The following is a 22121-nucleotide window of genomic DNA, read 5'->3' as shown; positions in this document are numbered from 1 at the left end:
TCGACACGGCCAGTCATGGCAAGGCCAGTGAAAGCATAATTGTTTCACCGCATACAATAAGAGGCATAAAGCCGGACCATCAAAGTTAATGACCTGAACAAGGGATGACCGGATAAACCTATGCGCTGCTTTATCGTTATTTTTGCCGCTAAAGATCAGCCTTCAAGAGATAGATCCACCATATTTGAAGTAAAAGTACTGAGCATCACAATATCCCATATTCGCATAACAAATTTTTCACTATCAGTAAGGCTTTCGCTGATAAGAGCTCTGAATTCACTCTCTGTGATACTCAGCCCGGTTTTGTAATGCGGGTAATCTTTAAAGAATTGCTCAACCGTTGTGTCACCCCTTGCCAGTTTGACAACATCGTCAAGCGTATTATCAAGTTGGGTGCCAGGACGCACCCGCTGCGCTGCGCTTTTTTGCGAAAGGTGCAGCAGCTTATCCCAGAAATCACGATTGCGGCTTTGCTGTTTAATGAGTTTCTCTACTTCTACGGTTGTTAAATCAGCGGGAATATAGGTTCTGGCCCGGGTAAAGATATTGCTGGTACCACGAATCTTCTCGCTGAAGTAAAAGGGGTAAGCCGTTACTTTTTTATTCAGGATATTCGCCAGAACTTTCCCGATGGGTAGCGACCCAAACGCGCCAAAACAGGATTTAAGCTCTATTTCTTTAATTTTTGACCAGTCCACTTTAGAAACTTCGCGTAGCCCAAGACCACGAATAACCTCTGCAAGTTCAGACGCATCCAGTGCATTTACGCTTGATGCAGCGCCATGTGCGGTAATGGTTAATTTACTGCCGCTGACAATAAATTCGGCGTCCTGTCCCAGCAGTGATTTAATCCGAAGATTATTCAGTGAAATTTTGCCAGCATAGACTTTGCGATTTTTAAATATCTCATCAGAAAATTGTTCTGCTTTGATCAGGTTTTTATTCGCCGGTAACCCAGAATTAAGATGTTTGGGGTTAACCATAAAAAACTCACCGTTACCCAGGCTGTACATAACATGTCTTGTTGATGAGGCATCGGATGTTTTATCAAAAATAATCAACTGCCCTTTGGGCAAGGTTGCCAGCTGTTGCTTACTAACCGGGACGGCATCAGCCAATAAACTCGTTACCGGCTGACGAGCAATACCCGAACTGGTAGTGGATAGCATGGGCGTTAGCACATCTTTTAATGCCCTGGCCTGCTCTTCCGCCAGCTCGCCCGACTTGCTGAGTAATTCTGCGGTGGTAGTGGCGATATCGGTGTTGCCTGTTGCTGATAACGAGGCATTTTCTGCCAGCGATTTTAGCGAAGGGTGCTCAAGCTGCAGACCTTTTGGCCTGCCGGCAATAATCTGCAAGTCCGGCAACTGCGCATTGCCCCTGCGTTTGAATGTCCCGTTCAGGAACTCTCCCAACTGCTCTGCGGTTAATATTTTTTTGCCATCGCCGAAACTGCCGTTAAGCACACTATTTTTCACCCCGGCAAAGCGCCCGTTACCGAGGCTTACCATCACATGAATTGGACGTGGCCCCTTGCTGGCTAAATCGGGAGCAACTTCCATAAAGACGATGATTTCGCCCTGTTTAACATGCAGCAGGTTTTCATGGCTGGTAATCACCTGACTATTCGTTAAGAGGCCATCGATGGCACCTGGAGAGGAGGCTGTTTCCCGTTGGTATCTGGTCGCCTGCCGAATGCCCGTGCGTAATGTTCTCGCCGGCCCTTTAGCCAGCAATTCCGCATTTTCAAGGAGCTCAACCGCATAATCCCAGCTAACATTTGAGGCCTGTGTTGTGAGATTACTGCGTCTTGCGGCCTCGCGTACTGGATTGAACAGTGTCATCCCTCCCGCCTTTTTTTATCTGCCGCCGCCGCAGGAAAATCTTCGACCGTTTTTTTAGAGTAGTACCAGACGGGGCGCTTAATCACTTTTGCATTAGGTACACGGCAATTTGGCCCTTCGGATAAATATTTGCTGTAAGCACTAAAATCATTTTTAGCGTCCGATATATCTTTAAAAGCATAGTCAGAGTAGATGATAAGTTTTCTTTCGGCAGTGACATTGCCATATTTCTGCGCCCACAACTCTTCTGGCATGATAATAGGGCCGCTTAATTCTTCGAATTGCCCATGGAATTGTCCAGCGGTAATGTCAAAGGCATAATCTCTGCCTTTTTTAGTGCCGATAAGAAGGAAGTGGTTACCGGGTCTGTCATCCATACCGTTCACATAAAAGGCCATAGCGCGGCAGCGAATATCAGTAAACCCTTTTGCTTCCATATATTTGCCAACAGGAAAAATGACGGATTCACATTTTTCATTAGGCGATAAAATTGCGCTATTCAACTCTCTGTTTTTCTTAATTTCATTAAGGTGTGCCTGCGCATCTACCTCACTCGTGCTGAAAAGATTATCCTGGACTTTCTCCAGAGGAAAACCCTCTCGTTGAGGCATCTCGCCCATGATGATATCTGGATCAGTTATAGCCCCGCCGCGTAGCCCACCGTAATTTTTATTTATCACCCATTTTCCATCCTCAAAGACAATCGGTTCGCCATAACTAAATCGACCCGGGTTTTTAGGATCGACGGTTCGCCATGTTTGCGCATAATCATCCCAGCGAATCTGATGGATATTGCCATCTGATTTAATATAGTAATTACGTTTACTTTCTCCATTTGCTTTAGTGATATATACCTTGACGCCACGCTCTGTAGTTGGCGTCAAATCATCAATGGAAACTTCCGTATTGATATATTTTTTATTAATGCCTCTGTTATTTATTGATTGGGGAAAGCCAGAATTAACAATATCTTCAAAACCTGAGAATAATTTCTTTTTGGGTATCACTTTTTTTATTAAGCTTCCGGCATTAAATGGTAATACCAGATCCAGTAGAGCATTAATACTTATCCTGGATAATTTTGATGCGTTAATAATACCCTGCTTGCCCAACTCCTTAATGATAAATTTTTGTAGGTTTTTCCCTACTAAGCCTTTTTTAGTTCCTTCACTAATTATTTGCCCAATTCCCTTGGCATTTTTAAGCAATGCTGCAGTTTTCGTTCCCGCCTGAGAAGCAACAAAGCACACGCCGACTACATCCAACATGATTGATGTAGCGTCAACCTTGTGTTCTGGATCATTTATAGCTCCTCGGATTTCAGCATAAAAAGGAACTAGTATATCAACGATCTTCTGAAAAACGCTTGACTGATATAACGCAGTTTTCCGGTTAGTTGCGGAGCGATTAAGCACATCCACAAAAGCTTTATTGACTGTTTCTAATAATGTTTGCTGGGGTTGATATGAGTTAAGTGAAAAATCATAGGTCAACCCATAGTATTTTTTATCCTTAAAGGGATTAGTATCAGTAACATTATTGCTACCTTTGTATAAAGTGTTATTGATTAAATCCTCTAACTCTTTCTTTTTTCTGGCTTCAAGGCTGCGATATTTGCTGGTTTTCCTGTTTTTATTTTTGGGATCAAAGTTCTCGATAAAGAAATATTCTGGGAATACGGATTCAATACCGTGATAATGTAATTTTTCTGGAATGAGATTGGCTATTTTCTTCAGCCAAATATTTGCCATCATTTCTTCGTGAGAGAATACCCGACTGAAAAGAGACTCGGCGAAAAGAGAGAAGAAAACCCATCGCCCATCATCTAACTCAATAAACAACATCGCACCATCATGTTTATCTTTAACATCACTTGATTGCAGGACATTAAAATACAGACGTTTCTTAACTTTTGATGTGATCTCATTCAACGTCAGTTCGGATGATAATAGTAAGCTTTTAGTGCTTTCACTGGCTTCGTAATCACTGTATTTTTGCTTATAGGAAATGAATTGCTGGTAATACTCGCTGTCAGAGTTGAAATATTCTCGACCTAACAAATTTGCCAATGGAGTATAACCTTCAGGCATTTCCTTGATTTTCTGTAGTGGGTTTAAAGAGTGGGCGTCGGTATAATAAATATCAACAACATCATCAATGTCCATGCTTTTCAATGCGTTGTAGTTTTTATTGTTTTTAAGCAACCAATAGAATAGTGGGGCTAAAAGCTGATTCGCTTCAGGATTATAGTCGTCTAAATACGTTGCATCATAAAATTTCTCTGCCTGAGTATTGCTCCACTCTATGTCCTGATAATTATTCTTAAGTGGCGGATATTTAATGTTGGTCTTTGAGATTTTTTTTATCAACTCCTGGCTTAAGGTGTAACGTTCAATAATCTGGGCTATCATTATTTTCGCTATGCTTAGTGATTTTAATTTATCAAGTTCAAGCTGAGTATAAGGGCCATTGGCCGAATCTCTGATGGCAATTTTTTGTAAGGTGAGGTTAATTAATACCGATTCGGCTATTTTCATGGTGTCATTGACGCCTGTTAATTTCCTCTGGCTTTGAAGGGATTTTTTCGCGAAGTCAATAGCGTAATTTACCAGACGATAATTTTTGTCATAGCTATCTATAACTGTCTGATATTCCGCTTTGCGGGCAAGGATTTGTTTTCTTAATGCAAGAAGCTGACCGATTTTTGTTTCATGCGCTTTAATGGTGATTGCCAGAGAGTCAAGTCGGGGTTTGACTAGTTGAACGTGCTTATCCAGCGGACGTGTGGCCGGCAACGTTTGCCAATAAAGCTGATCCTCTTTTCGCTTAGTCAGTGCATCATGCTGCTCTTTGAGCTGTTGATCAATGCTCGTGGTGCTGAATTGGCTAATCCTTCTCTTGGCCTCCTCCGCCGCAGTAAGCGCCTGTCGTGCGGTATAAATATAGCTACTCTGCTCCTCCTCACGAGAAAATTCCTCTTGATAGAGTGCGAGCAGACTTTCTTTCCAGCTATATTGTTTCTTCTCCTTATCTTCATCAGGCTCATAGTAAGCAAGAGATTTTTGCAACTCTGAAACTCTGTTACTGAGTAAGATAGCATTGCTCAACTCATCACTGATTGGTTTTTCATAGAGTCGATAAAATGCATCTTCAAGTATATTATTCACATCGTGCAGGAAGTTATCTAACGAGGTAAAACTTCCACTCCATATTAATGATTCGAGTGCGGCTTGCGTTTTTTTATCAAGCAGTGCATCACTGAGTTCATCTAACAGGCTCTCAAGTTCAAAATCTTCAGATACATTTTCTTCGTCAAAATATTGCCATTCGTTACCATATTTCCTGATGACAATCAGCTTGCGCACACCATTCTCTTTTATTTCAATAGCACCCACGTTTAATTTTATCCAGCTAAAATGCCAGTAATGATTTTGAAGAAAAATATAATATCTGCCTTTTTTATCCTGATAAACTTCGCCTTCTAAACCCGGCCCTGAATTAGCTGGGCGTACGGATAAACGCCGCTCCAGTTTGTTCAGTTTGTCAATTAAATCGTTAGATGATGTGTTTTTTACAGTATTATCTTCTGTATCAAGGGCCTCATCTGAGGTGTGTAACGGTATCCAGGCGCTAAGGGCATAGTTAAAATATATATCAAGATACTCTCGCCCGTCTCCGCCATAAATTCTCCTCTTTTCTTTATCTTCATCCTCAGTCATTAAAATTGAACTGACGGGCCAATAGTGCCCGTCCACCAGTACGTAATGCTGGCCTGAGGAATTATCGATAAATAATCCATCATCTGACTTATGTAGTTGATCAGCCGTAACTACAGCAGCGTATTTAGGATTGAAAAATGCCTTGATATAGGCCTCAATACTGTAATTGCCTGCGGTTTTATCAGGCAGTGCATTCGTTTTAAATATTGGAGTGAGTTCCCATTGTTGCTCTGTTCTTCTTATGTTGATGAATTCTTTCAGTCCCAGTTCATGATGATTTAATTCGATTACCGCTGTTGAATTTCCTGTAATAATGATGGGCCAGTAAAACCCATATAAATAAATATAGGTTTTCTGAGTTTTACTATCTATATAAATTTGCGCCTCTTTGCCTTTGACCATTTTGTCATAATAAAAGGCACCGTAAACTGACCAGTTTTTTGCTTGATTATAAAGCTCGGATGAAGCGGTGTCGTTGGATAACTCTACTGTCGATACAGGGTGACCTGCGGCGTCGTATTTCGACTCGTTTGTTGCTTTATTCTCTGCAGTGGATTTGCTCTCTGGTTCTGTGGGGAGCGGGGGGTAATTATCTTGTACCTTTTCCGTTGCCGTGGGTATCCAGGTGTTTTTATCGCGATGAACCTCGAGCTTTATTTTGCTGCCTGTGGCATAGGGGTTTAACGTAATAACGCCACGTTGATCATCCTTAAGATAAATAGGCCAGTATTTGTCATTTATATAAATAAAATATTTACCCCCTACGGTATAAATTGAACCTTCCTGCCCGTTCTTCAGGCTTTCATGCCAGAAAGCCTGGCCGATAGCAATTTTTTCGACCATAGCTTTTAAACGGCCTGAAACCTGAGAGGTAATAATTTTATTATCACTGGTAGCCGATGTTGAGCTAAACGACACGCCTGTTGCGGAGGTATCATCTTCTGCTACTAACCTTTTTACCCGCTTACGAAACAATTGTGGCACTTTGCTTTTGTTTTTTGTGTCAGGGTTAGCGGCATCAGTCGCCCGCTTTTCGCTTTCAGATGCCAGGGTTTCAACCTCCATGTCATCCGGACTGCTCTCTTCGATGTCTACATTCTCCTGTGCGGATTCCGCCATCTTTTCAGTGGCGATTTCGTCTGTTGATTCGTCTGTTTCTGAAACACTCTCCTCTTCCTGGATATTCATCATGTTGAACTGTTGCAGCAGACGGTTGATTTTTGCACGTCGCTCATTAGCCGCCTGCTCCCAGGCTTTCTGCATCGCGCGTTCCGCGCTGGCCCTCACCACGGCGTTAATGCCAGCGTAACCGCCATAAGCAAGGCCATACCACAGTGCTTCCTGCGGCAGATCGACAACCACTTTTTTTGCCAGCGCTTTTGTATACCCCTCTTTTCCCTTCCATATCTGGCTGCCAACAAGGGTGGCGGCCACGCCATATCCGCCTGCGGGTGATAATGAGAGCGTCAGCCTGAATGCCAGTTTCGACAGCTCCTGATTGATAAGCCGATCGCGCGCGCTGCGGCTCGCTGGCCCTTCACCCAGCCGAACGCGGCTCATCGCCCTGAGATTTTTGCTCAGCGTCCAGCCGGTTTTCGCGCCGCGCAGGGCGATGCGTACGGGCAGGGAAATAGGCCCGGTAAGCAGTTTAAAGCCGCCTGAAATTGCCGCTGATAGCGCACCGGTGAGGATTTTTTTCTCTGCCCAGTGCTGGACATCCTCAGAGATCGTGCGGGTTCCCGCCAGGATCTCCTCCGCCGTCGGCGGATAGACCGTTGTCCCTTCAGCGGTATGCTTTAACGCAATCGAGACCCGTTTCAGCAGGCGCTCTGCCTGAGGATCGCCACGCTCTGCAAAGTGTTGATGGTGCTCGCTAAGTCGCTCAATCAGAAACTTATCGAAGAGAGCGTTCGCGCTGGTGCGTTCATCACCCGCAAGATCCGCAAGATAATCCTGTCTGAGCGTCTGCGCCCACTCCGCTATCCCTCGCGCCAGCATGCCGCTGCGGGAGAAGTTATCCGGCGTCTGGCCAGTGAGGTGAATGGCCTGCGTTTTAACCTGGTTCTTCACGGTTTTCAGCGTCATCAGCCATTGACCGGCTTTTTCCTGCAATGCTTTTCCGCCTTCATGTCCGTGGCCGCTTAGCCGCACAGCAGAGGCGTTCAGCTGACGCCCGATATCGGCTAGCTGTTCGACGGCCTGTATGACTGTTTCATCCATGCGCACAATCGCCTCCGCGCTTCCCGGCGTTGGGTTTGCCCGCAGTTCATCACTCAGCGCAAAATAAAATTCGTTGAACCAGCTCGTTTCCGCGAGCCGGGTGAGGGGAGAGAGCAAGGTCTCTATCTGGCGGGACGCATTTTCCGCAAGCTGCTGCCAGCGTTCGCTCTCCTCTGCAAGCCGCTGGGAAACCAATTCATCCATCAATGCTGATTCATGGGGATCGGTGATTTCCCGGCTGATGTTTTGCTGCTGCTGTACCGCTTCCTGGCGTACCCAGGCATAACCCGGCAAGAGTTTGATTCGCCGCTCTGTCTGCTGTATTTCATCAAGTAAAAGCAGGGCGGTATTGTTAATGGCCTGCCGCGTTCCTTCGCTGACGGAGGGCGTCCGCTGCAGGGTATGCTTTGTTCGAAAGGCCGCCCTGCTGAATGCGCTGCCAGCAGATTGTGCCAGCCAGGCGGAGGTCGCCCTGACAGCACGTCCCTTTTTACGCCCTTTGTCCCAGACCACCTTTTTTATCTTGCCCGCAAGGCCTGGCTCCTCCTTCTGCGCAGGTTGAGGGTCGGCTGGCGCAGGCTCGGTACGCTGTTTTTCCTGCATAAGGTGAACGGCGACAGCCCCAAGCGCATCAGCAAGCGGCACAATGGTGCCAGCGATTCGGCTGCGCGCCGATCCGCCCCGGCGGGCTGTTGCATGCACGGCGGCAATCAGCGGATTTCCTTTGACTGCATGGGTGTCCGGCTCGGCATCGACAGCCCGAAGATAACGGGCATATTGCTGATAGCCCTGGCTCCAGTGCATAAGCTGCTCGGGGTGCATCTGACCGCTGCCGGATTCGGTGAGCAACATATCCAGCGCTGCGCTGCGTGCTTCACGCGCGCCCTGAAGAAGGGTGTGTGCGCGGGTCTGTAAATGACTCGCCAGCCGCTGGCGAGTCAGGCGGCTTTCAGCGACCAGCGAGGCTTTAAGCAGGCTGAATTTTTTATACTCCGCATTGAGCGCATTGCTTTGCGCGAACAGCAGACTGTCGAGTTTCTGGCGGTTGCCCTCGCGCTCTGCGCCCTGATTCTGCTGTGGGAAAAGTCTCTTAGCCGCGCGGGTGACCAGTTGCTCACGCTGTTCGCGCGCCGTCTGCTCAACTTCCTCCTCCCAGTTCAGCGAACTGACTCGGCGAGTGGCGCTGAGATCGTCAATCGCAGCGCTCAGGTGCTGAATAACGCTATTTATAACGGGCAATGCCTGTAGCAGGTCCGGGGAGCGCGCCTCTTCTGAGTTGGCAACGGAATTGAGAGTATCAATAAATCGCCGGGCAGGTTTAAGCAGATCTTCAGGGATATTAAGCCGTTCATTTTGCAAAACATCCTGAAGATTTTGCAGCGTGTTTTTATCAAGATCTACAAGGTTAAAACCCTTGGTGTGAAATTCGATAAGCTGAGGCAGTTTTTTATTTAACGCGTCCTGAATAACGTCTCTCAGGTGTTGCTGGTTATTTTCATCGAGTTGATTGCTATTTTTTGTCAGGCGGTTTGATGACTGATGAGGAATATTCTCTGCGTCGTCGAGGAAAAGTTCATAAATATCATTAACAAGCTGTGAGTAATCATTTTCTAATGGTGAACCCAGATAGGCTTCCGGCAGCTCCATCTCAAAAAGATCGGCCATTTCGCTTGTCGTGTCGGGCAGGTTTTTGGGAAGGATATCGTAATCGGACATAGTAAGCCCCTGATAAACATCATCTCGCGCCTGAAAGATGAAAGCGGAGGTCAATTAAAAAAGGTGGTGGAACGAATGGAGTGCGAGGGTGATTTTTAAGAATTAGCAAACGGACAGCGTGCTTCAAGGGAAAGGGTTTCTTTTCGGATGTTTCACGCGCTAAATATCGAAGCGGTAAGGCCTGTTAATGGGAATCGACAGAGCCCTGCACTATAAATAATTAATCTTAATTTTTTTTCGCTATTTTTTTGCAGAAGTAAAACGATCGGTTTACTTTTTAACTATGCAAAAAAGAAACGATATCATCCAGGCCGCCGAGCGGCTCTTCTATGACAACGGCTTTCACGCCACCAGCACCGACCGCATCTGTCGCGAAGCGGGCGTCTCCACGCGCACGCTTTATCGCCATTTTCCGTCGCGCGAGCAGCTTACCGAGGCGGTAATGCAGGCGCGTCAGCAGCGCTTTTTTGCCGACCTGCGCGAGCCCGGCGATCCGCTCGCCATTCACACGCTTTTCACCGTGCTTGGCGACTGGATGGAGGCTTACGGCACCGGCGGCTGCTTCTTTCTGAAAGCCTGGGGCGAGTATGCGCAGGAGAGTGTTCGTCTGTCGGCACTGGCGCTCGATTTTCGCTATCAGCTGCGCGCTTACATCACCGCCTGCGTGCACGACGTCGCGCTGGCAGATGCGATATGGATGCTGTTTGAAGGCGCTATTACTTCGGCACTGATCGTCGGTGCGCAGGCTGCACAGCGCGCCGGTGATGCGGCGGCACTGCTGATGGCACGCCAGGAGGCACGATGAAAAAGTCCCTCTCGCTCGCCGTTACCGGTTTCCTGTTGATTGCCGTCTCTTACGGGCTGGCGCGTTTCTCATGGGGATTGATGCTGCCCGCGGTCTCGCAGGAGGTGCCATTCAGCCCGCGTCTGGCGGGCGTGCTCTCCGCGTGCAGTTTCGCCGCCTACTGCCTGTCGGTCTCAGTGGCATCCCGGCTCTGCACGCGCTACGGCGCAAGACTTGTGGGCGTGATCTCCGCGCTCTGTGCCGCAGCGGGTCTGCTGCTGCTTGCCGCGGCTTCCACACCCATATTGCTGGCGGCAGGGCTGCTGATTGCCGGTTTCAGCGCCGGGCTCTCTTCACCCTCGCTGGCGGCGGCAGTCAGCCAGGCCATCACCGCGCAGCGCCAGACGCAGGTTAACACCATTATCAACGCTGGCACCGGCGCAGGGATTATCCTCTCTGTGCCGCTGCTGCTTATTTTGCCCTGGCGCTACGCCTGCGTGCTGTTTGCCGCAATTGCGCTGCTGACGTTGCTGCCGGTATGGCGTTATCTGCCGTCGGGTGCATTGAGGCAGGTTGAAACATCCGCTCAGGCGAGGCTGTTTACTCGCCAGCTGGTGCGGCTTGCGATCGTCGCCTTTATCAGCGGTATGGCGAGCGCGGCGTGGTGGAGCTTTGGCCCCGAGGTGCTGCGCCAGCATGCGAAAGTCGCGGATACGCTGATAAGCCTGCTGTGGCTGGTGTGCGGCGCGGCGGGAGTGCTCGGGGTGCTGACCGGGCCGCTTGCGCGCCTCATCGGCATGCGACAGGTTTACCGTCTGTCGCTGCTGTTTATGGCTGCGCCGCTGGTGCTGATTGCCTTCAGCCATGCCTTCAGCGGCTGGCTGTTTCCGGCAGTCGCACTCTGTGGGGCGGGTTACATTACGCTCTCCGGCGTGCTGTTGGTTGGCGGCGCGCAGGCCACGCCAGAGAGACCGGCATCCGGCGTCGGCGTGGTCTTTTTTATGCTCGCCGCCGGACAGGTTGCCGGATCGATGCTTTTCGGCGTGCTTTACGCACAGATCGGCGCGGCACCAGCGCTGATCGCCTTTACGCTGCTGGCGGGGATTATGCTGTTTTATCCGCCCGCAGTATCTCCAGATGAGCTTTGATGCGCTCCACAAGCTCGTCAACGCTGCCGTCATGCGCCAGTTCATGAAGCTGAACCCGGAAACCGATCGCTTTAATGGGTTCACCCTCTGCAAGCGTGACCGTACCGTCTGTTTCTGGATAATCGCTATAGCTGTTCCACAGCGTGAAAGGGGAATCGTAAGTTCCATTTTCACAGGCGGCGAAAAGGTAAATATTCAGGAAGCTTTCTGTATTTTCTGGCGCTGTTTTCATCGCGCTGGCGAGCGGCTTTTCATTTTCACCATACTTTTCATCGCGCTGCTCCCAGGCAAGCTCGCTGTCAGTCACCAGGCGGAAATCAATAACGAAATCCTCGCTCCCCATATTGCTTGAGGAGGCCTGCTGATGAGCGAAAACGAAGGCGGCATCCATCAGCGGCAGGAAATCCCACTCCCAGCAGGTAAAAGGGTTGCTGTTACGCTGCGGCGGTGGGTTGAAGCTACAGTGAGCGCGGCGAAAAAACTTTGCATCGAGGCGAGAGGCGGTTTCATTGATGAGCGGCAGGATCTGCTGATAGTAGGCAGCACAAATCCGGTGCGCCTGGCGAACAACGCTAAAGGGATCGGACATCAGGATTTTCCTTGTAATGAGGGGAGGCCAGCCGACAGGTCGGCGTGATGAAGAAACGAAAGAAAGGGCTGCCACGGCAACAACGGCGCGCGAATGCCGTATAGCTCAAGGGCACGCAGGCAATCAGCGATAATGCGTTGATCCTGATCTGTCGACCAGCCGCAGGCGGGGTGCTCCATTTTGGTACGAACCTCGCGCCACTCTAAGCCGTAAAACGACACGTCATCAAAGAGATCCTTCAAATCGCAAAACAGAGCGTTAGCGTGCTTCGGTAAGTTGCCGATCGCCAGAAAATACAGCGCCTGCTGGGCTTCTTCGCTGTTTTTCCATGCATAGATCTCTTTACACCACTGCTGTTGGTACTGCTGGCCGCCCTCGGGCGGTTTTACTTCCACCATCAGCGTGGCGTGCTCGAAAGTCAGGACAACATCGGGCTCGGCATACTTATCATGCTCATTGATCCACGGCGCGACAGCGCTATCGAGTTCGTCGGGAAAGGGGTATTTAGGCCAGAAGGTGAGGGATTCAAATTTTCCCCACGGGCCAGTATCGGTAGCGAGCAGTGAGGAGAGTAAAGCCTGTATGGCTTCCTGGGAGAGGTAGCTTATTCGCCCCCAGAATGCGGCGGTTAAGAGGTCTTCATAGTTTTGAAATACCGACCGCCAGCTTTGCGCGGCCTTATCGCTCACATCCACGCGCCGTGCTTTGCTGTTCAAAATGGCATGTAACATTGTGGTTCCTTTCACAAAGTAATGAGAAGTAATAAACGGCAGGAGATCCCTTTCCTTTAATCTCAGCCATGGTTTAAGACATTCTGGTAGTTATCCCTGCGGCAACTTTGCCTTACACTCTGCGGGTTACGTCGCGAGGAGAAGAGGATGAGTGAGTACTGGTGGAAAGATCTGCATGACCGTCAGGATCGCTGGCAGGGGCTGGAGCTGGTGGTGCGCGAAGGCAATGGCCAGGCGATGGAGATGCAGAGCGGCAATAACGGCCGCATGGCGCTGCAGGTCAATGGCGAACCCCTCTTCTGGGCGACGATGCTAAACGACCACTCCGGCGTCTGGCTGGTGTTTAACGCCGAGCACCCCGGCCAGGATCTGCTGCTGCCTGCCATCAGCTCGGCGGACGTAGAAAGCGCTAAACGGGCGGGCGAAGAGAATTGGATCAGCCACTGGTGCCGCTACTTTGCCCGTGAATTGATGGAAGCGCCCGTTCCGCTGTTGCCGCCACGCCGCTGGCTGCTGCGCCCGATGCTGGCGGCAAAGCCGAAGGCACCCTATGTTTGCGATCGCAAAGTGCCGCGCGAGAAGTGGCGTTTTGAGACGCCCGACCACAGCACCTATATCGGCGTGAACTGGTCGCTCTACAGTGAAGATTTTCCCGATCTGCAAAACCCGGAAAAGGTGAAGTGGGTTGACTGGTGGTGGGGCGGTCATCTGCTGCTCAGCCGCTATCCGGTCGATGCCGGGTCCGGACGCGTGAAGTGGTGGCGCAAGAAGTGCCGCGAAAACGCGCTGCCGCCGATTCTGGTGTGGTATATCGCCGGTCTGGCGTCGTTTGTGATCCTTGACGGCCACGATCGGTTGCAGGCCGCGCTGGCGGAGGAGTATCAGCCGCAGTTCCTGGTGCTGAGCGAACTGAGCGAGCAGTCGTGGACGCCCGATGAAGCGTCGCGGGAAAAAGTGCTGCGTTCGCTGGCTATTCAGCAAGAGAGGAGCAAGAAAACCCCGGCCAATATCGATGCGATGAACCAGTCGCTGATGAACCTTTACGACACGCGTTATCTCTACGCTCCGACGCACAGCCGCGCGGTGCTCGGCGATGGCTCTGGCTGGGAGCGTCAGGTGAAAAGCTATCTGCAACGCCATCAGCTTGATGCGTTTATCGGGAAGATTATGGCGCGCGAAGAGTAGGTAAGACTGGAGCGTCAAACTAAGGTGCAGGATAAAAAGTAATGATGCAAAAGCCCCACGCAGCCACCGCGTTAATCTTCCGCATAGTGAAGTGGGGCAGCCTGTTGGTGGTTTCCCTCGCGCTGGTGCTCTTCTTTCTGCTCTGGCTGATGCTCTCCGGGCTGGGGCAAACCACGGTCTACACCGAACGAAATCTTTGGGATTACAACACGTTGACCGAAAAGGCGATTGCGCAGGCTCCGCGTATCACCACGAAGTATCATTTTGAGTTTCACAATGGTGACGGTTATCCCTCCATCAACAGCATTATTTTTGATAATGCCAGCAAAGAGAGTATCGAGGCGCTGCGGCAGTACATTCAAACCCTCGGCTATAAGCGCGATCCGCATCCAATAACCAGTGCAGAAGAGTGGCGAAAACCCGGCGACCCCGCAGCAGATACCTTTTCACTCTATTACGATGCGCAAACCCGCCAGGCGACGCTAAGTATGACACTGCTGCGTTAGTGAGTGCTTACTGGAGCAAGTCTTCCCCGCTTCCCTGCGGGCCTGCAAATCCCTTATTTCACTGGCTGTAGCGCCGTTTTATCGACATATGGCTTCATCAGCGTATCCGCCTCTTTTTGTGCGGCGGCGACCGCGGCTTCTGGCGTCACTTTCTCATCGTTTACCACCGCGGCGAGCTGGTTCTCCATCGCTTTGCGCACGGCGACGGTTTCATAAGTGGAATACCACGGGTGCGCATACTGCAACTGCTCCAGCGCTATCGCCGCGCGCGGATCCTGCTTGAGGTAAGCCTTCATCTCCGGCGTGTCGTAGGTCGCTTTCAGCGGCGAGAAGTAGCCGGTAAAGCGGCTCCATGCGCCGTTCACCTCGGGGCTAATGAGGTAGGTCATAAACGTATAAGCCGCTTTTTTCTGCGCGTCTGAGATGCCTTTAAAGCTCACCAGGCTGGCACCGCCAATCGGCACCGCGCGCTGCAACTGGCCAGGCATCATCGCTACGCCCAGTTCAAACCCTTTGCTGTTTTCACGCATAAAGCCAAGCGCGCCGGTGCTCAGCATTGTCATGCCGACCTTGCCGGAGAAGAAGGCGGCGCTGATCTGTTTGGAGTTCAGCACGCCAGAGGGCATCACTTTCTCTTTGTAGATCAGATCCTGCCAGAAGCGCAGCGCGCCAATGGTGGTCGGCGCGTTGTAATAGACCTCGCCCGGGAAGTTCTCGTTGAAGTAGTTGCCGCCGTTGGCGCGTACCAACGAGGAGAAGATCCAGCCGCCGTAATCATCGTTGGTGGAGGGGAGCATAATGCCCCACTGGCCTTTGCTCTGGTCCGTCAGCTTTTTCGCATCCTCCAGCAGCGTTTTCCAGTCCTGCGGCGGCTGCGTGATGCCCGCCTGCGCAAACAGCGTTTTGTTGTAGTAGAGGATTGGCGTCGAGTTGTGGAACGGGATGGCATAGGTCACGCCCATCACCTGCGCATTCTTCTGCATCGCAGGCCAGAAGGCGCTTTGCAGGAAATCGCCCGCTTTTTTATCGCCATATTTAAACAGCTCATCCATCGGCAGGATTTCATCTTTCAGCGCCAGATCGGTGGTGAAGTTGGCGGACATAATCACCAGCGCAGGCGGCTGGCCCGCCTTTTGCGCGGACTCGGCTTTCATTTTGGTGGTGTCGTAGTTGCCGGTAAAAATGCCGCGCACCTCGACCTCTTTTTGCGAGTCGTTGAAGGCTTTGATGATGCGCGTCATCTCCATCGTCAGCTTGCCGTCGACCGGTGCCGGAAACATAAAGTCGATCTTCTCCTGCGCCGCCGCAGTGGCACTTATCGCAAGGGTTATACCGTAAGTAAGCGCTCGCATCAGCTTATGCATGGTCTCTCTCCTGGTGTAAATTACGCTGCGTATCGGCAGCAAAAAGGTGGCAATCAAACGGTGAAAAACCGACGCTGAGCGTATCCCCTTTGTTGGGAACATCGCCCCGGTGACGGCGGATGTAGCGCAGGTTGCCGATGGGCGTGGTGACATGCAGCTGGTAATCCGCGCCCATCAGTTCGCGCTGGGTAACGGTGGCAGGCAGCATCAGATGGCCTGCTTCTGGCACATCGGTGATATGTTCCGGGCGAATGCCGAGCCACACCTCAGCATGATGGCAAGCGTGAGCCGGCAGCGGCAGGCGCTGCTCGCCCAGCAGCACGTCGCCCGCGGCGCAGGGCAGCCGTTGCAGATTCATCGCCGGTGAGCCGATAAAGCCAGCGACAAACAGGTTCACCGGGTGCGCATAGAGCTCTTCCGGGCGGCCTACCTGCTGCACATGCCCGCCGTTCATCACTACGATGCGGTCAGCCATCGACATCGCTTCGGTCTGATCGTGGGTGACGTAGATGGTGCTTATCTGTAACTGCTGGTGCATCGCCATAATGCTGTCGCGCACGTCGCTGCGCAGGCGGGCATCAAGGTTAGAGAGCGGTTCATCCATCAAAAAGAGCTTCGGGTTGCGCACGATAGCGCGCGCCATCGCCACGCGCTGACGCTGGCCGCCAGAAAGCTTGGCCGGTTTTCTCTCCAGCAGCGTATCGAGTTCCAGCATCTGTGCCACGCGCTCCAGCCGCGGCTGCCAGCTTGCTCGCTCCTCATTGCGCACCTTCATGCCGAAGGTGATGTTGTCGCGCACGGAAAGATGCGGGAAGAGGGCATAGTTCTGGAAGATCATCGCAAAGTTGCGATCGCGCGGCGAAAGGGTGGTGATCTGCTGATTATCGAGCCAGATCTCCCCGCTGCTGACGCTCTCTAAGCCGGCGATCAACCGCAGCAGTGTGCTTTTGCCGCAGCCGGAGGGCCCGACCAGCACCACAAATTCGCCGTCGGCAATCTCCAGCGAGACCGCGTTCAGTGCCGCATTCCCCTCAAAGCTTTTACTTACCTGATTGAGTCTTAACATGGTTTTAGCGCTCATCCACCGGGCAGCTGATCTGCGGGTTGTAGAGCCACGGGCCAGGGTAGTGCGAGAGCGAATGCAGGTAGCTGACCCACTGTTCGCCAATCTGGCGGTGCATCAGGCAGGCGGGCGGCGACATATCGTAATAGGGGCGGGTATCTTCGTGGCAGTACGGCACCTGGTGCACGGTGGCGGGAATGGTGGCAATCGTCGCCTGGCGATACTGGGTCATGGTCAGGCTGTGGTTATGGCCGCAGAAGATGCGCGTCAGCGCCGGGAAACGCTCAATCAGATTTAACAGCAGATGGCCGTTTTCGCAGGCGATGCGATCCATCTGCGCATTGCCGAGCGGCAGCGGCGGGTGGTGCATAAAGAGCGCGGTAGGCCGATCTTTACTCTGCGTAAGCTGCGCTTCCAGCCAGTTCAGTGTCTCCGGCGTCAGCCAGCCTTTTGACTCCCCGGCGAGGCTGGAGTCAATAAACAGCAGGCGGGTGGCGAACTCATCAATCGCGTAACGCATATTGTGCGGATCGCTGCCCAGCTGCGGGCAGAGCGGGTGCATATACTCAAGAAAGTGCGCTTTGTCGTCGTGATTGCCGGGAATAACAAACAGCGGGTAATCGAGGCTGCCGAGCACCTGGCGCGCCACGCGGTACTCTTCAGGCTGTCCGCAGTTGACGATATCACCGCTGATGACCACCGCATCCGGGCGCTCGCGCAGGGCGTTTAGCTGGCACACCACGTCGGCGTTACCGGCATTGACGTCTATAAACCCGTACAGCTTCTCATGCTGGCTGCGAAAGTGGGTGTCGGAAATTTGCGCTAAAAACATCACTGCACTCCTTATTTAATGCCGGAGAAGCCAAAGCTTCGAAGAAACTGTTTCTGGAACGCGATAAAGGCGACCATCAGCGGCAGGCAGACCATCAGCGTCCCGGCGCTGATCACCCCCCACTGCCCGCCGGACTCCGCGCCCATGGCGAAGGAGACCAGCCCGACCGTCAGCACCTGCTTATCGGGATCGTTAAGCATCATTAGCGGCCATAAATACTCATTCCAGTGATAGGTAATGCTGACGGTGGCGAAGGCGAGCAGCGACGGCCACGACATCGGTAACATCACGCGGAACAGCACCTGCCACCAGCGGCAGCCCTCCATCAGCGCCGCCTCTTCGATCTCTTTCGGGATGGCGAGAAAGGCCTGGCGCATCAGGAATACGCCAAACGCCGAGGTGAAGTAGGGCATCATCACGCCGGTTAAGGTGTTGAGCAGGCCGAAGGTTTTCAGCGTCAGCATATTGGGGATCATCATCACCACCGGCATGATCATCAGCTGCACCAGAAAGAGGACGAAGAGCGTCTGCTTGCCGCGAAACTCGTGGCAGGCGAAGACATACCCGGCGGTCGTGATGGTAAAAAGCTGCACGAAGAAGGTGCCGAAGGCGAAAATCAGCGTGTTGCCATAGAGGCTCAGCCAGTCGACGCTGTTCCACGCCTCGCGGAAGTTATCCAGCGTTAGCGGGAAGCGCGGCAGAATTGAGGCCATCTCTTCGCCGAAGGTGGTGGTGCTGAAGGCGGACGACAGCATCCAGATAAACGGGCTGACCCACAGCAGCGCCAGGCAGCTCATTAGCAGCGCGAGGGTAAACGAACGGGAGTGGCGCAGACGCAGCCAGCGCGGGCGGGCAGCGGCTGCCGTCGAGTTGAGGGCAGGCGAAATCTCAACGCTCATAGTGCGCTCCTCTTTCCAGTAATTTCAGGTTAACCAGCGAAAAGATGAACAGGCCGACCAGCGTTAAAAAGGTGGCCGCCGACGCTTTACCGAGATCGTGCGTCTCCCAGGCGAGATTCTGGATGTAGTAGAGCAGCACGGTGGTGGCGTTGTCCGGCCCGCCGTGGGTCATCACCGCAACGTGATCGATCTGCGTTACGGAGTAGATCAGCGCCGTGGTGAGCACAAAGCTCAGGGTCGGGCGCAGCAGCGGCAGCGTGACTTTGAAGAAAACCTGGGTTGGCGTTGCGCCTTCCATCACCGCCGCTTCACGCGTGGAAGCGGGAATGCCCTGCAATCCGGCGAGGAAAAAGAGCATGTAGTAGCCAGCGAATTTCCATACGCCAATCAGCGCCAGCGCAAACAGGGCGCTGTTGCTGCGACCGAGCCAGTTGTTATTCATCGGGCCAAAAAGGGTGGCCAGGTAGTGATCGAGCATGCCGAGGCCGGGCATAAAGATAAACAGCCACAGCGCGGCGGCGCTGACCATCGGGATAATCATCGGGAAGAAAAAAGCGGTGCGTAGCCAGCGGTTTACGCGGTGGTTTTCCCACAGCGCGACGGCCAGCAGCAGCGCCAGCGCGACGCCCGGGATCACCGTCAGCAGGATATAGAGCAGGTTATTGAGCAGCGATTGCCAGAAGACGCTGTCTTCCAGCAGGCGCGTAAAGTTAGCCGCGCCGACAAACGGCGGGTTGTCGCTCGCCATGCGCGTATCAAACAGGCTGTCGTAGACCGAGCGCAGCAGGGGAAAGTAGGTGAACAGCGCCAGGAAGAGCAGCGACGGCGAGAGGATAAGCCAGGGAAGCCAGTACTTTTTCATAGTTGCCTGAAAAAAACGTCACGGGTTTCGAAAGCGGGCATTGTGTGAAACCAATGCTGCAAAAGCATGGCGTGCAGGTGACTGTTTAATGAAGCGGCGGTACGGGGAAGGTGCCGGGTGGCGGCTACGCCTTACCCGGCCTACGAAAAGCGTGTGCTCACACGTAGGCCCGATAAGCGCAGCGCCATCGGGCAGTGCAGAGGCGTTGCCGGGTGGCGGCTACGCCTTACCCGGCCTACGAAAAGCGTGTGCTCACACGTAGGCCCGATAAGCGAAGCGATGATGGTTTTGTAGGCCCGATAAGCGTAGCGCCATCGGGCAGTGCAGAGGCGGTGCCGGGTGGCGGCTACGCCTTACCCGGCCTACGAAAAGCGTGTGCTCGCATGTAGGCCCGATAAGCGCAAGCGATGATGGTTTTGTAGGCCCGATAAGCGCAAGCGCCATCGGGCAATGCAGAAGCGTTACCGGTTAAACCTTAAAAATCCATATTCACCGTGAACTGCACTTCACGCGGATCGCCAATCTGGTTACCCAGATTATTGGTGCCCATCGATGAGGTGTAATAGGTCTTATCAAACAGGTTTTTCAGGTTCAGCTGCAATGTAACCGGGTAGCGCAGCTGCATTTTGTAAGCGGCAAAGGCATCCGCGACGACATAGCCCGGCAGGTAGTAATCCGCGCCGTTGGTGGCCGAGCGGCGGCTAACGCCGTGACCGCCGCCGCCGAGGGTCAGCGTATTACCGGCATAAACATTGTGAATGTCATAGGTCAGGAACAGCGAACCGGTGTGACGCGGCACGTTCGGTAGCGGTTTACCGGCGTAGTCCGGATCTTCCAGCACTTTCGCCGCGGTATAGCTGTAGCTGGCAATCACATTCATATTCGGCGTCAGCGCACCCGCCAGATCCATCTCAACACCTTGGGAGCGCACGCGCCCGGCGGTTTTCGCTACCGTCTCATCGCCGATGATTTCGTTATACAGCACGTTACGTTTGTGAATATCAAACGCCGTGATATTGGCGGTAACACCGTCGAACAGGTCAAATTTGGCACCCACCTCATAGGATGTCGATGTTTCTGGCGGCAGGTCGCCGATATAACTGGCAATCGACGACTGCGGCATAAAGGCTTTCGCCACGTTACCGAACAGCGAGATCGACGGCGTGAGTTTATAAACGAGGCCAAACTTCGGCGTCCACTGCTCATCGCTACTGTCGGTGTTGACCTTAAACGGACGCCCTTTGCCCGCATACTGGGTGTAATACTGGTAGCGCATCCCGGCGACGGCGATCCAGTTGTCCGTCAGGTAGAGCGCATCCTGGGCGTACGCCGAGTAGCTCTCTTGCTGGATGCGCTGATCGCTATCGGAGGCCGAGACGGTTGTGCACTTGCTGGCACGACCGTAGCTCGGGTTGTAGATGTTGAAATCTTTCACGTTTTTACAGCGGATCATATCGGTGCGCAGCAGATCGTAATTTTCATACGCGACGCCGGTAAGGATCTCGTTATAAAAGCCGCCAAGCGTCACGTTACCCTGCAGATCGGCGCGCGTGGTGTGCATGCGCTGGGTCGATCCCTGCGTGGCATCCACCCGGCGCGTCAGCCCGCCGGTGGCGGCGTTATAGGCCATCACCCGCGACTGGTTATCGCTGTATTTATCCTGGCTGAAACCATACTCCAGCTTTCCGGTCCACTGGCTGTTAAAGCGGTATTCAGCGTTGAGCTGCGCGATGTCAGATTCACCGTCAGTAATATTAAACGGCTCATCAAAACGGGTTTTACGGTCGACATTGACCGGCTGTTTGGTCGCAAGATCGAAGATCGTGCCGCGATCGAACGGCATCTGATAATCACGATGGGAATAGAGCACGTTGATCGTCGCGTTATCGCCAAACCAGCTCAGCGAAGGGGCGATAAAGGTGCTTTTCTGCTTGCCGAAATTACGCCAGTAATCTTCGTTCTGGTATTCGCCGATCAGGCGCCAGGCCAGCCGCGTGCCCTCAATCGGGCCGGTAACGTCAAACTCACCGGTGCCGCCGCCAAAGCTGCTGGAGGTGGCGGAAACAGAGCCACCAAAGGTGGTCTCCGGGCGTTTGGTCACCACGTTGATAAGCCCGCCGGGATCGAGAATGCCATACAGCGTTGAGGCCGGGCCTTTCAGCACTTCCACCCGTGAGACATCGGCGTTAAAACTGCGCGGCACCACGGTGCGCAGGCCGTTGGTCATCACAGAACCATCGCGGTTAGCACCAAAACCACGGCGCACAAACGCATCCTGCGTGCCGCCGAGCGTGTTGGTCTGCACAACGTTGCTGACGTTATAGAGCGCTTCATCAAGCGTGGTGGCGTGTTGATCTTCCAGCACCTGGTCGCTGACTGTGTTCACCACTTGCGGAATATCCAGCAGCGGCATTGAGGTCAGGGTGGCGGTGGAGGAGTTGAGCGGCTGGTAACCGGAGGTCGCCGGTTTATCTGCGGCGGCATCTGCCACCACCGTTACGGTGTCGCCCTCTTTGTTATCTGCTGCGTGCGTGAGCGGTGAAACGAGCGCGCCTAAAATAAGCGCAGAGAGGCGCGCGCGCCCCTTTTGCCCGGAATAACAACCCGTTAAATCTGCCATGACTTCTGTTTTCCCGAAGAGTGCCTGCGTTATCGGCAG

14 protein-coding genes are annotated in these 22121 nt (G+C 52.7%); 4 read left to right on the top strand and 10 right to left on the bottom strand.

Annotated features, from left to right (window positions below):
- Positions 1 to 155 precede the first annotated feature (155 nt).
- Together EH164_RS19410 and EH164_RS19405 are read right to left on the bottom strand one after the other, a co-directional pair.
- Positions 156 to 1844, bottom strand: coding sequence for a hypothetical protein (locus EH164_RS19410; protein ID WP_124970132.1), 1689 nt, complete (start codon positions 1842 to 1844; stop codon positions 156 to 158).
- Positions 1841 to 9499, bottom strand: coding sequence for a hypothetical protein (locus EH164_RS19405; RefSeq protein WP_124970129.1), 7659 nt, complete (start codon positions 9497 to 9499; stop codon positions 1841 to 1843). The genes EH164_RS19410 and EH164_RS19405 overlap by 4 nt, the downstream gene beginning before the upstream one ends.
- A gap of 283 nt (positions 9500 to 9782) precedes the next feature.
- Between EH164_RS19405 and EH164_RS19400 the strand changes: the two genes are divergently transcribed.
- Both EH164_RS19400 and EH164_RS19395 read left to right on the top strand, forming a co-directional pair.
- Positions 9783 to 10304, top strand: coding sequence for a TetR/AcrR family transcriptional regulator (locus tag EH164_RS19400; protein ID WP_124970126.1), 522 nt, complete (start codon positions 9783 to 9785; stop codon positions 10302 to 10304).
- Positions 10301 to 11431, top strand: a complete 1131-nt coding sequence (locus EH164_RS19395) for an MFS transporter (protein ID WP_124970123.1) — start codon at positions 10301 to 10303, stop codon at positions 11429 to 11431. Before EH164_RS19400 ends, EH164_RS19395 begins: the two co-directional genes overlap by 4 nt.
- On the opposite strand, the gene EH164_RS19390 is transcribed toward EH164_RS19395, so the two are convergent.
- Positions 11388 to 12020 (bottom strand): hypothetical protein, encoded by a 633-nt coding sequence (locus tag EH164_RS19390; protein ID WP_124970119.1) that lies wholly within the window; start codon positions 12018 to 12020, stop codon positions 11388 to 11390. The two genes, EH164_RS19395 and EH164_RS19390, sit on opposite strands and share 44 nt — an antisense overlap.
- Complete coding sequence (locus tag EH164_RS19385) at positions 12020 to 12751, bottom strand: hypothetical protein (protein ID WP_124970116.1); 732 nt, start codon at positions 12749 to 12751, stop codon at positions 12020 to 12022. Before EH164_RS19385 ends, EH164_RS19390 begins: the two co-directional genes overlap by 1 nt.
- 147 nt (positions 12752 to 12898) lie before the next feature.
- Between EH164_RS19385 and EH164_RS19380 the strand changes: the two genes are divergently transcribed.
- Together EH164_RS19380 and EH164_RS19375 are read left to right on the top strand one after the other, a co-directional pair.
- The gene (locus tag EH164_RS19380) at positions 12899 to 13936 is read left to right on the top strand and encodes a hypothetical protein (protein WP_124970113.1); all 1038 of its coding nucleotides are present in this window, start codon (positions 12899 to 12901) and stop codon (positions 13934 to 13936) included.
- A 41-nt stretch (positions 13937 to 13977) separates the two neighbouring features.
- Positions 13978 to 14442, top strand: coding sequence for a hypothetical protein (locus tag EH164_RS19375; protein WP_124970110.1), 465 nt, complete (start codon positions 13978 to 13980; stop codon positions 14440 to 14442).
- Positions 14443 to 14495: 53 nt separating this feature from the next.
- Here EH164_RS19375 and EH164_RS19370 read toward each other — a convergent pair whose 3' ends face one another.
- The 6 genes from EH164_RS19370 to EH164_RS19345 all read right to left on the bottom strand — a co-directional run bounded on the left by EH164_RS19370 (position 14496) and on the right by EH164_RS19345 (position 22082).
- Complete coding sequence (locus tag EH164_RS19370) at positions 14496 to 15806, bottom strand: ABC transporter substrate-binding protein (RefSeq protein ID WP_124970107.1); 1311 nt, start codon at positions 15804 to 15806, stop codon at positions 14496 to 14498.
- Positions 15799 to 16872 (bottom strand): ABC transporter ATP-binding protein, encoded by a 1074-nt coding sequence (locus EH164_RS19365; protein ID WP_124970104.1) that lies wholly within the window; start codon positions 16870 to 16872, stop codon positions 15799 to 15801. The genes EH164_RS19370 and EH164_RS19365 overlap by 8 nt, the downstream gene beginning before the upstream one ends.
- A gap of 4 nt (positions 16873 to 16876) precedes the next feature.
- Entirely contained in the window at positions 16877 to 17701 is an 825-nt protein-coding gene (locus EH164_RS19360; protein ID WP_124970101.1) for a phosphodiesterase, read from the bottom strand.
- Positions 17702 to 17712: 11 nt separating this feature from the next.
- On the bottom strand, positions 17713 to 18600 hold the full coding sequence (locus EH164_RS19355) for a carbohydrate ABC transporter permease (protein WP_124970099.1): 888 nt from the start codon (positions 18598 to 18600) through the stop codon (positions 17713 to 17715).
- Positions 18590 to 19462 (bottom strand): carbohydrate ABC transporter permease, encoded by an 873-nt coding sequence (locus EH164_RS19350; RefSeq protein ID WP_124970097.1) that lies wholly within the window; start codon positions 19460 to 19462, stop codon positions 18590 to 18592. Before EH164_RS19350 ends, EH164_RS19355 begins: the two co-directional genes overlap by 11 nt.
- A gap of 475 nt (positions 19463 to 19937) precedes the next feature.
- Positions 19938 to 22082 (bottom strand): TonB-dependent siderophore receptor, encoded by a 2145-nt coding sequence (locus EH164_RS19345; RefSeq protein ID WP_124970094.1) that lies wholly within the window; start codon positions 22080 to 22082, stop codon positions 19938 to 19940.
- Positions 22083 to 22121: the final 39 nt, after the last annotated feature.

The organism is Kosakonia sp. CCTCC M2018092, assembly GCF_003864115.1.
GTDB lineage: Bacteria > Pseudomonadota > Gammaproteobacteria > Enterobacterales > Enterobacteriaceae > Kosakonia > Kosakonia cowanii.
Note: the sequence above shows the minus strand (reverse complement) of the source record. Positions and strands in the feature narration are given on the sequence as shown.